The sequence below is a fragment of the Frankia sp. Allo2 genome, assembly GCF_000733325.1.
GTDB classification, from domain to species: domain Bacteria; phylum Actinomycetota; class Actinomycetes; order Frankiales; family Frankiaceae; genus Frankia; species Frankia casuarinae.
Map to the genome: position 1 here is coordinate 54719 of NZ_JPHT01000027.1, position 11042 is coordinate 65760.

Annotated in this window: 9 protein-coding genes; 3 read left to right on the plus strand and 6 right to left on the minus strand. The window is 69.3% G+C overall.

The window, feature by feature from the left end; translation table 11 throughout:
- Positions 1-70 precede the first annotated feature (70 nt).
- Together ALLO2_RS16945 and ALLO2_RS16950 are read left to right on the plus strand one after the other, a co-directional pair.
- Positions 71-667: a nucleotide exchange factor GrpE gene (locus tag ALLO2_RS16945; protein ID WP_369808174.1), complete on the plus strand. Its 597-nt coding sequence runs from the start codon at positions 71-73 to the stop codon at positions 665-667.
- A gap of 6 nt (positions 668-673) precedes the next feature.
- Positions 674-1681: a DnaJ C-terminal domain-containing protein gene (locus ALLO2_RS16950; RefSeq protein WP_035733342.1), complete on the plus strand. Its 1008-nt coding sequence runs from the start codon at positions 674-676 to the stop codon at positions 1679-1681.
- Positions 1682-1915: 234 nt separating this feature from the next.
- On the opposite strand, the gene meaB is transcribed toward ALLO2_RS16950, so the two are convergent.
- The 6 genes from meaB to ALLO2_RS16980 form a co-directional block, all read right to left on the minus strand.
- A complete protein-coding gene (meaB, locus tag ALLO2_RS16955) occupies positions 1916-2965 on the minus strand; it encodes a methylmalonyl Co-A mutase-associated GTPase MeaB (RefSeq protein WP_232235153.1) in 1050 nt (349 codons plus the stop codon).
- Between the two features lie 111 nt (positions 2966-3076).
- Positions 3077-5155, minus strand: a complete 2079-nt coding sequence (locus tag ALLO2_RS16960; protein ID WP_035733344.1) for a protein meaA — start codon at positions 5153-5155, stop codon at positions 3077-3079.
- Position 5156: 1 nt separating this feature from the next.
- Positions 5157-5666 carry a MaoC family dehydratase gene (locus tag ALLO2_RS16965; protein WP_011436585.1) on the minus strand — a complete coding sequence of 170 codons (510 nt, stop codon included), beginning with the start codon at positions 5664-5666 and terminating at the stop codon, positions 5157-5159.
- Between the two features lie 57 nt (positions 5667-5723).
- On the minus strand, positions 5724-6923 hold the full coding sequence (locus ALLO2_RS16970; RefSeq protein WP_035733346.1) for an acyl-CoA dehydrogenase family protein: 1200 nt from the start codon (positions 6921-6923) through the stop codon (positions 5724-5726).
- A 125-nt stretch (positions 6924-7048) separates the two neighbouring features.
- Complete coding sequence (locus ALLO2_RS16975; RefSeq protein WP_035733379.1) at positions 7049-7999, minus strand: CoA ester lyase; 951 nt, start codon at positions 7997-7999, stop codon at positions 7049-7051.
- 361 nt (positions 8000-8360) lie between these two features.
- Complete coding sequence (locus tag ALLO2_RS16980; RefSeq protein WP_035733348.1) at positions 8361-9896, minus strand: AMP-binding protein; 1536 nt, start codon at positions 9894-9896, stop codon at positions 8361-8363.
- Positions 9897-10534: 638 nt separating this feature from the next.
- Between ALLO2_RS16980 and ALLO2_RS16985 the strand changes: the two genes are divergently transcribed.
- A partial coding sequence (locus tag ALLO2_RS16985; RefSeq protein ID WP_035733381.1) for a LacI family DNA-binding transcriptional regulator occupies positions 10535-11042 on the plus strand: 508 nt, incomplete at its 3' end.

An 11042-nucleotide genomic window follows, 5' to 3' on the forward strand; every position in this document is an offset into this window, starting at 1 on the left:
GAACGACATGCCGCGCGAACAGCGCCCAGACCGGACCGGCCACGGCGCCGACCAGACCACCGACCAGACCGTGGACCGGAGTAGCGGAGAGGCCACCGCCCACGCCGGCCCCGTCGGCGCGGACGATCTCCCGACCGAGACGGTCCTGGACAGTGTGGCGCTCGCCATGCAGGTGGACAAGCTGACCGACCGGTGGCGGCGGGCCGCCGCCGACCTGGACAACCTGCGTAAACGGACCGTCCGGGAGCTGGAGCGGGATCGGGCGGCCGAACGGGCCCACGCGGCGGCCGCCTGGCTGCCGGTCCTCGACCATCTCGACCTCGCGCTCACCCACGCCGACGCCGACCCCACCTCGCTCGTGGCGGGTGTCCGGACGGTCCGGGACCAGGCCGTGGACGTGCTGGCCCGGCTCGGCTACCCGCGCCACGACGAGGTCGGGGTGCCGTTCGATCCGACCCGGCACGAGGCGCTGGCCGCCGTCGAGGAACCGAACGTCCCAGCCGGCACGGTGGTGGCCGTGATCCGCCCCGGCTACGGCGACACCGGACGGCAGCTACGCCCCGCCGGAGTCGCCGTCAGCCGCCCTCCGGGCGAACCGCCCGGCGGCGCCCGGCAACCAGGCGAGATCGGCCCGGACCCGGGCGGCACCGGCGGGCCCGCGGAGTGACCGGCCGTGGCCCAGGACTACTACCAGCTTCTCGGTGTCGGCCGGGGCGCGAGCGCCGAGGAGANCCAGCAGGCCTACCGCCGCCTCGCCCGCCGTTACCACCCCGACGTCAACCGCGGCCCGGAGGCGGAGGAGCGGTTCAAGGAGATCGGTGAGGCGTACCGCGTGCTGTCCGACCCGAAGACGCGGGCGCGCTACGACCGGTTCGGCGCGGACTTCCGGCGCATCCCCGAGGACTACGACGGACGGGTGACCGCCGGGCCGGACTTCGGCCAGGCCGGCCGGGGCTGGAGCCGCACCGGCCGGGTCCGGGCCGAACCGAGCTTCGGCGGCGCCGACTTCGCCGATGGCACCGACTTCGCAGACTTCGCCGACAGGGGTTTCGGACGCGCCGGCCCCGGTGGCGCGGGCCTCGGCGGGAGCATCTTCGGTGACCTGTTCGGTGATCTGTTCGGGGCCCACGGCGCGACCGGGCCGATCCCCGGCGCCGACCAGGAAGCCGAGCTCGAGCTGACCGTCGAGGAGGCCTACCGGGGCGGGCGGCGTCAGATCACCCTCGCCGGCCCCGGCGGGAGCCCACGCAGCTACCAGGTCACCATCCCGCGGGGGGTGGTCGAAGGCCAGCGCGTCCGGCTGGCCGGCCAAGGCGGCCGCGGCAGCAGGCACGGCCAGCCCGGCGACCTCTACCTACACGTGAAGATCGCGCCGCATCCGTATTACCGGCTGTCCGGACGAGACATCAACGTCCCGCTGCCGGTCACCCCCTGGGAGGCCGCCCTGGGCGCCCGGGTCCCGGTCACCACCCCCGGCGGCGAGATCAAGGTGCGCGTCCCGGCAGGATCGTCCAGCGGCCGGCGGCTGCGCCTACGCGGCGCCGGCCTACCCAACCCCACCGGCCCGCCCGGCGACCTGCACGCCGAGGTGCGCGTGGCGGTGCCGCCGGCCCTGACCGCCCGGGAACGCGCGCTGTTCGAGCAGCTGGCCGCCGTCTCGGCCTTCGACCCGAGAACGTGAACTCGCCCGACACCGCGTGCCCCGAGGTACGGGGGTGCCCCGAGGTACGGAGGCCGCCCCGAGGTTATGTCCCGTCATCCCGGGAAGGTACCGTCACGTGGACGCCAAGCCGAACACCATTTGCCCGACCTGCCATGGTCGATGCCGCACGGTGTCTCATGTGGCGGGCTTCCGGGCCGGTCAGGTCCGGACCGTGCTGGTGATCGACCCCTGCCGCTGCTGCCACGACCGCGGTTACCTGGTCGGTTTCACCGCACCGGTGTGACCGGCGGCCAGGCCAACGGCGGCCTGAGCGGCGAGTGCCTCGTCGAGGAGACGATCGGCCGCGGTGTGGGGGTCGAGTCCGCCGGCGACGACCTCGTCGGCGAGCTGGTCGATCGCGGCTCCGGGCCGCAGGTCCCCGATCCGCTCCCGCAGCCGGGCGAAGGCGATCCGCGAGATCTCGTCGACCGCGCGCCGACGCCGTCGGCGCTGCAGCTGCCCCGTGCGCAGCAGCCAGTCCCGATGGGCCTCGATCGATTCGACGAGCTCGGCCACCCCCTGCCCGGTGGCGGCGACCGTCCGCACGACCTGCGGACGCCGGTCGTCCTCCCCGCGGCCGGCACCGCCCATCCGGAGCATGGCGGTGAGCTCGTTGACCGTCCGGTCCGCACCCGGCCGGTCGGCCTTGTTGACCACCAGCACGTCGGCGATCTCCAGAACGCCCGCCTTGGCGGCCTGGACGCCGTCCCCCATCCCTGGGGCGACCAGGACGAGCGTGGTGTCCGCCAGGGCGGCGATGTCCACCTCGGCCTGTCCCACCCCGACGGTCTCGATCAGGACGACGTCGAACCCGACGGCGTCGAGAACCCGCAGGGCCTGGGGCGTGGCGGTCGACAGGCCGCCGAGACTTCCGCGCGTCGCCAGCGAGCGGATGAAGACGCCCGGATCGGTGGCGTGCTCGACCATCCGGATCCGGTCGCCGAGCAGCGCGCCGCCGGTGAACGGGGACGAGGGGTCGACGGCCAGCACGCCGACCCGCCGGCCCGCAGCCCGATAGGCGCCCACCAGCGCGGAGGTGGAGGTGGACTTGCCNACCCCCGGCGCCCCGGTGAGGCCGATCACCTGCGCGCCCCCGGTGCGAGGCATCAGCAGCTGCTCGGTTCGCTGCAGGTACGGCGAACCGTCCTCGACCATGGAGATGAGCCTCGCCACCGCGCGGCGGTTGCCCGCGACGGCGGCGGTGACGAGTTCGGTCACCGACTCGATCGACGAGCCCACCCGGGTACCATCCCCAACCGTCACGGCCACCTCACTAATCGAGCTCACCAATCGAGCTCGGTGATCGAGCTCACCAATCGAGCTCGGTGATCGAGCTCACCAATCGAGCTCGGTGATCGAGCTCACTGATCGAGCTCACTGATCGAGCTTGTTGGCGGCCCGTACGACGTCGAGGATGCCCCGGATGATGGCGGTGAGCTCGTAGTCCTTGGGCGTGAACACCGCGGCCACCCCGAGTCGGGCGAGCTCGTCCGCGTCCGCCGCGGGGATGATGCCGCCCACGATGACGGGGATCTCACCCGCCCCGGCCGCCCCCAGCCCCGTCAGCACCTGGGGCACCAGGTCGAGATGGGAACCGGAGAGCACCGACAGCCCGACGACGTGCACGTCCTCCTCGACGGCCCCGGCCACGATCTGCGCCGGCGTCAGCCGGATCCCCTGGTAGACGACCTCGAAACCGGCGTCACGGGCCCGCAGCGCGATCTGCTCGGCGCCGTTGGAATGCCCGTCGAGACCGGGCTTACCGACCAGCATCTTCACCGGACGGCCCAGCTCGGACCCCGTGCGCGCCACCCGGGCCCGCAGCTCGTCGAGGGCGGCCCCGCCACCACCGGCGACGGTGGCCTCGCCGACCCCCGTCGGTGCCCGGTACTCCCCGAACACCTCCCGCAGCGTGTCCCCCCACTCCCCCGTCGTGACCCCGGCCCGGGCGCAGGCCAGCGTGGCGGGAACCAGGTTCGCGTCCGTCCCGGCCGCCGTCCGCAGGCCGAGCAGCGCCTCCGTCACCGCCCGGTCGTCGNGGGCGGCCCGCCAGGCCGCCAGCTCCGCGCGGGTCGCCTCCTCCAGCGCCGGATCGACCGTCTGGATCGCGGCGGAAAGATCGGCGAGCAGCGGATTCGGCTCGGTCTCGGTGAACCGGTTCACCCCGACGACAACATCCTCACCGCTCTCGATGCGAGCCCGCCGCGCCGCCTGGGACGTCACCAGCTGCGACTTCATATAGCCGCTCTCGACCGCGGCGACGGCGCCCCCCATCTCCTGAACCCGGTCGATCTCCGCCCTGGCCGCGGCCACGAGCTGATCGACCCGCTTCTCCACCACGACCGAACCGGCGAACAGATCGTCATACTCCAGCAGATCGGTCTCATGAGCGAGGATCTGCTGAATGCGCAGCGACCACTGCTGGTCCCACGGCCGGGGCAGGCCCAGCGCCTCGTTCCAGGCCGGCAGCTGCAACGCCCGACACCGCGCGTCCTTCGACAGGGTTACCCCCAGCGCCTCCAGCACAATTCGGATGATGTTGTTCTCCGGCTGGGCCTCGGTCAGCCCCAGCGAGTTGACCTGCACCCCGTACCGGAACCGGCGCTGCGCCGGCTCCCGAACCCCGTACCGGGAGGTCAGCAGCTCATCCCACAACGCCGTGAACGCCCGCATCTTGCACATCTCCTCCACGAAACGCTCTCCGGCGTTGACGAAGAAGGAGATCCGACCACACACCTCACCCATCCACTCCGAATCCGCCCGCTCCAGCTCCCCGCGGTCCGCGCCAGCCCGGACCGCGCCAGCCCGGACCGCGTCAGCCCGGCCCACCGGGATCCCCCGCGCGGCGGCCACGGCATCGAGCACCGCGATCGCCGTGCACATGGAATAGGCCAGTTCCTGAACCGGCGTGGCCCCGGCCTCCTGCAGGTGATAACTGCAGATGTTGATCGGGTTCCAGCGGGGCAACTCGGCCACCGTGTAGGCGATCAGGTCGGTGATCAGGCGCAGCGACGGACCCGGCGGGAAGACATAGGTCCCCCGCGACAGATACTCCTTGATGATGTCGTTCTGGGTCGTCCCGGCCAGCTCCGCCGGATCGGCCCCCTGCTCCTCCGCGACCACCTGGTACAACGCCAGCAGCCACATCGCGGTGGCGTTGATCGTCATCGACGTGTTCATCCGCGCCAGCGGAATCCCGTCGAACAACCGCCGCATGTCACCGAGATGCGCGATCGGCACCCCTACCCTGCCCACCTCGCCACGGGCAAGGGCGTGATCGGGGTCATAGCCCGTCTGCGTGGGCAGATCGAACGCCACCGACAACCCGGTCTGCCCCTTGGCCAGATTGCGCCGATACAGCGCGTTACTCTCGGCCGGGCTCGAATGCCCGGCATAGGTGCGGATGATCCACGGACGGTCCCGCTTCGGCTCCGCCCGGCCCGCGCCCGCCATCTCAGCCTTCCGTCCGGGGTTCCGGCCGGCCAGGCTGCTCGCCGCCGCGTGCCTCGCCGTAGGCCCGCTTGGGCACCATGACCTTGCGGCGGTAGATGCAGACAAGGACGCCGTCCTGGTTGTAACCGCGGGTTTCGACGGTGACGATCCCGCGGTCGTCCTTGCTCTTCGACTCGACCTTGTCCAGGACGGTGGACTCGCCGTAGATCGTGTCACCGTGGAACACCGGCTTCACGTGCCGTAGCGACTCGACTTCCAGGTTGGCGATCGCCTTCCCGGATACGTCGGCCACCGACATTCCCAGCAGCAGGGAGTAAACGTAGTTCCCGACGACGACGTTCCGTTTGAACTGAGTGGTCTCCTCGGCGAAATGAGAGTCCAGGTGCAACGGATGATGGTTCATCGTGAGCAGGCAGAAGAGATGGTCGTCGTACTCGGTGACCGTCTTGCCCGGCCAGTGCTTGTAAACCGCACCTACCTCGAACTCCTCGAAGTAACGCCCGAACTGCATTTGGAACTCCCTCACCTGATCACAGCATACTCAACTCGTCAGAGACGCACCGGCCCCTCAGCCCGGAAGCTGGTACTCCTTCAGCAATGCCCGGCTGATGATGCGCTTCTGTACCTCGGAGGTCCCCTCTCCGATGAGCATGAAGGGGGCCTCCCGGTACAGGCGCTCGATCTCGTACTCCTTGGAGTAGCCGTAGCCGCCGTGGATCCGGAAAGCCTCGGTCGTCACCTCGTGGCAGTACTCGCTGGCAAGGTACTTGGCCATCCCGGCCTCGACGTCGTTGCGCTGCCCGTCGTCCTTCCTGCGGGCGGCGCTGACCATCATCAGATGCCCGGCCTCCACCTTGGTCGCCATCTCGGCGAGCTTGAACGCGATGGCCTGATGCTCCGCGATGGGCCGGCCGAACGTCCGCCGCTGCTGAGCGTAGGCGATACCCAGCTCAAACGCCCGGATCATGATCCCGCAGGCCCGCGCGGCGACGTTGACCCGGCCGACCTCCACGCCGTCCATCATCTGGTAGAAGCCCTGGCCCCGGCCGGCCTCGCCGCCGAGGATCGCCGACGCGGGCACCCGATGGTCGGCCAGCACCATCTCGGTGGTCTCGACCCCCTTGTACCCGAGTTTCTCCAGCTTTCCCGGGATGGTGATCCCGCCGTGTGTCCGGAACCCAGGTTCCTTCTCCAGGAGAAACGTCGTCATGTTCCGGTAGACCGACTGGGCACCCTCGTCGGTCTTGACCAGGGTGGCGACGACGCCGGCGCGGGCGCCGTTCGTCAGCCACATCTTCTGGCCGTTGAGCACGTATTCATCGCCGTCCCGNTCGGCCCGGGTGGTGATCGCGGAAACGTCGGAGCCACAGCCCGGTTCGCTCATCGAGAACGCCCCGCGGAGCTCGCCGGTGGCCATGACCGGGAGCAGCCGCCGTTTCTGCTCCTCCGAGCCGTGCTGGAGGATCAGGTAGGCGACGATGAAGTGGGTGTTGATGACCCCGGAGACACTCATCCAGCCGCGGGCGATCTCCTCCACGACGAGCGCGTAGGTCAGCAGGGACTCGCCGAGCCCGCCGTACTCCTCCGGGATGGTGATGCCGAACAGGCCCATCTCCTTCATCGCCTCGATGATGTCCTCGGGATACTCATCCCGATGCTCGAGGTCGTTCGCATGGGGAAGAATCTCCTTGTCGACGAAGGTCCGTACCGCCGCAAGGATGTCCCGCTGCACTTCGGTCAGACCGTCGGTCTGCGCGATCCTGCCCATGTTCCGCTCCTGTCGCTGCCCCCGATGCCTGAGGGGAGAGCAGAAACGCACTCAGGCAGCGGGATGGTTTCATCATGGCCACGCGCCGGGTGCCGGCGCGCCGATCCGCCCCGACTCGGACGGATTCAGCCGACCGGTGGTTCGAACTTCACCGTACGCTGCATCCCCGCGGCGCGGCCCTTGCCCGCGACGACCTCGGCCATCTTCCGGCTCGCCTCGTCGATCATCTCGTCGCCGAGCATCACCGCACCGGTCAGACCGCCCGCGGCCGAGGTGTGCCAGGCATAGGCCTCCAGGATCAGCTCGGCATGGTCATAGTCGGCCTGCCGGGGCGCGTAGATCTCGTTGGCCGCCTCGATCTGGCCCGGGTGCAGCACCCACTTGCCGTCGAACCCGAGCGCCGCGGACCTGCCCGCCACCGCCCGGAATCCGTCCACATCACGGATCTGCAGAAACGGCCCGTCGATCGCCTGCACCCCGCGGGCGCGCGCGGCCTCGAGAATCTTGAACAGCACGTAGTGAAATGGGTCACCCGGATAGTCCGGACTGAGTGCTCCCACCACCAGCGACGGCATGTTCACCGACGCCATGAAATCCGCCGGGCCGAAGATGATCGTCTCGATCCGCGGGCTCGCGAACGCGATCTCCTTGACGTTCGACAGCCCCAGCGCATNCTCGATCTGCGCCTCGATCCCGATCCGGCCCACCTCGAACCCCATGACCTTCTCGATCTGGGTGAGCAGCAGGTCCAGCCACGCCACCTGCTCCGCCGACTGCACCTTCGGCAGCATCACGCAGTCCAGGTTCGCCCCCGCGCCCTCCACTACCTCGATCACGTCGCGGTAGGTCCAGCGCGTGGTCAGGTCGTTGACCCGCACCACCCGGGTCTTCCCCGCCCAGGCGCCCTCGTTCAGCGCCGCGACCACGTTCGCCCGCGCCGACTCCTTCGCGCCAGGAGCGACCGAGTCCTCCAGGTCACAGAACACCTGATCGGCCGGCAACCCCTGGGCCTTGCCCAGCATCTTCGGCGACGAGCCGGGAACGGCCAGACACGACCGGCGCGAACGCAGCGACACCACTACCCCACATCTCTCACAGGCCGGATTTCGATGAACGGACGAACACCCGGCGGACAGGGACATCGACGCGGAACCGAGGCTTCGTCCTCCGTCCGCGCGACCCCCGCACCCCCATACCAAGGGTCTCCACCTGTCGCAACCGCCCGATCACAGGAATCGCCCGGTAGCCCGATATTAGCCCATCCGATAATCTTGAATTGTGCATCTAGGTTTTATCACAGTCCCCCGCACCGGGCATCCGATTCACACTCACCATACGCACCACATTCGTCACTCTATGTAGAGTACCGGTAAGGTGCCGGATCGGTCGGCGCGGTGCCTCGGGTGCCGTCCACGGGACGGATCCGCTCCGGTCGGATCAGTCGACCTGGCGCTCGTGGCCCTCCCAGTACGGGGCGCGCAGCTTGAACTTCTGCAGCTTGCCGGTGGCGGTGCGGGCAAGCTGGTCGCGGAACTCCACCGAGGTGGGCGCCTTGTAGGAGGCGAGCCGCTCCTTGCAGTGCTTGATCAGCTCCGCCTCGGTCGCCGTCCGGCCCTCGGCGAGCACGACCAGCGCTTTGATCGCCTCACCCCACTTCTCGTCGGGCACGCCGATCNCCGCGACCTCGGCCACTGCCGGGTGGCCGAACAGGCAGTCCTCGACCTGGATCGACGAGACGTTCTCACCGCCGGTAATGATCACATCCTTCTTGCGGTCACTGATCGTCAGGTAGCCCTCGTCGTCGATCACGCCGCCGTCACCGGTGTGGAACCAGCCGCCCGCCAGGGCCCCGGCCGACTCCTGCGGCCGCTCCCAGTAGCCCGCCAAGATCACGTTGGAGCGAGCCAGCACCTCACCGGAGTCTGAGAGCTTGAGCGTGACACCCAGAGCGGGCGCACCCGCACGGACGAGCTTGCCCGCGCGATCCTCGGGCGGCAGGTCGTCCCACTCCACGCGGGAACGGTTGATCGTGAGCAGCGGCGAGGTCTCGGTGAGGCCGTAAATCTGGATGAACTCCCAGCCGAGCTCCTCCTCGACCCGTTGGATCGTCTTGGTGGGCGGCGGAGCACCCGCGCAGATGACCCGCACGCGGTCGCGGCCGGGGACCTCGCCGTCCCAGTCCCGGACGGCGTCGAGCACGGCGTTGACCACAGCCGGCGCGGCGCACATCACGGTGACGCCGTGCTGCTCCACGCGGCGCAGGATCTCCGGGCCGTCGATCTTGCGCAGCACCACCTGCTGGACGCCGAGACCGGTCATGCCGAACGGCATGCCCCAGCCATTGGCGTGGAACATCGGCAGCGTGTGCAGGTAGACGTCGCGATCGGTGACACCGGCGTGCAGCGCGAAGGTGACCGCGTTGACCCAGATGTTGCGGTGGGTGATCTGCACGCCCTTGGGGCGCGCGGTCGTACCGCTGGTGTAGTTGACCGTGGCGGTGGCGTTCTCATCCGGCTCCCACGGCGTGGGCTCGGCGTCGAAGCGGTAGAGCTCGGCGTCACTCTCGGCGCCCAGCACGAACTTCTGCTTCGCGGTCACGCCGGAGAGCTTCTCCTCCAGCTCGGGGTCGATGAGCAGCACCTCGGAGCCGGAGTGCTCGACGATGTAGCTGACCTCCTCCGGCGAGAGACGGAAGTTCACCGGGACGAGCACCCGGCCGTACCCGCTGACACCGAAGAACGACGCGAGCAGGCGGGCACTGTTATGCGACACGATCGCGACGCGCTCACCGTGGCCCACGCCTAAGGCGTCCAGGCCCGCCGCCTGCGCACGGGCGGTCTCACCCAGGCGGGCGTAGGTCAGGTCCGGCCACGGCTGGGCGGGCTGGTCCGGTTCGTCCACGACACCGACACGTCTGCCATACACCGTGACCGCTCGATCAAGGAAATCACGTGCGCCGAAAGGCACCAACATCGCTGGCCTCCAGGGGTCTGTGGGGGGTGCTGTCGAACCTCACCTGTCGAATCGAGTGTGATCCAAAGTGTAGGCACGGTAAACGGCGAGGGCTTGTACGCCGGTGACAGGCGCTTGCACCCGCACGCCACACGACGTCGACGCGGGCCTGGTCAGGCCGCCGCCGTTGCCGTCGAACCGCTCGCGGTGTGGCTACGCCGGGTGGTTCGTGAGAAACAGGTTCGTTGGGAACAACTGTTTGCCATGTTCGCCTAGGCAGCCTTGCGTGTTTCAGGCGGCGCAGTTGTCCGGACAAGCCGCGCGAGCATTGTGCTGGACAGGCCCGGTGCGCCCGCGCACCGGGTCGTCCGCGAGTACTACATCGACAACCTGCTACGGCCGAGAGCTGTCCCCGACCGGTAGCCAACCGCACCCGTGTGAGTGTCTCACCCGAACCTTGGCAGGCATGGCGAGCTGACCCCCCATGTACGGACCCGGAAGAAGTCCCCGAAGATCAACGGTTTCGTGAACGCTTGCGCACGTTGAGGTAGGCTCGCTTGCAAACGCTGTAGGGCCGGGCGCCTGACGGATTGGCCGCCTGGTGGATTGGCCGCCTGATGGGNTCCGGCGGGANGTCGGGCGCTGAGGAGGAATCCGGGATGGGCGGCAGCATCGAGGAGGTGGCCGCGTTGGCGGGCGTCTCCACGGCGACGGTGTCGCGGGCGTTGCGTGGACTACCCTACGTCGCCGAAAGCACCCGACGACGGGTGCGGGAGGCTGCCGCGCAGCTGGAGTACGTGGCGTCGCCGCAGGCGTCCCGGCTGGCCAGCGGGCACACGCGCACGATCGGGGTGATCGCGGATCTGACCGGCTGGGTTTTCCTCCAGGTCCTCAGGGGGGCCGAGGCGGTGCTNCGGGAGGCCGGGCTGGATCTGTTGCTGTACAACCCCGGGGACGACTCGGGCCCCTTCGATGCGCTGCCGCTGCGTAAGCGGGTCGATGCGGTACTCGTCCCGTGTCCACCTCTCACGCTGATGGAGATGCGCTCCCTACAAGCGCTTAACATACCAGGTGTTCTGGTCGGCGCGAGCGTGCCCGGTTTCCCCAGCGTGCGGGTCGATGACGTCGGCGGTGCCCGTACGGCGGTGCAGCACCTGATCAATCTGG

Excerpts from the sequence above, each read along its gene's own strand:
- ALLO2_RS16965 (WP_011436585.1), bottom strand. The coding sequence starts at position 5,666 with ATGCAGTTCGGGCGTTACTTCGAGGAGTTCGAGGTAGGTGCGGTTTAC.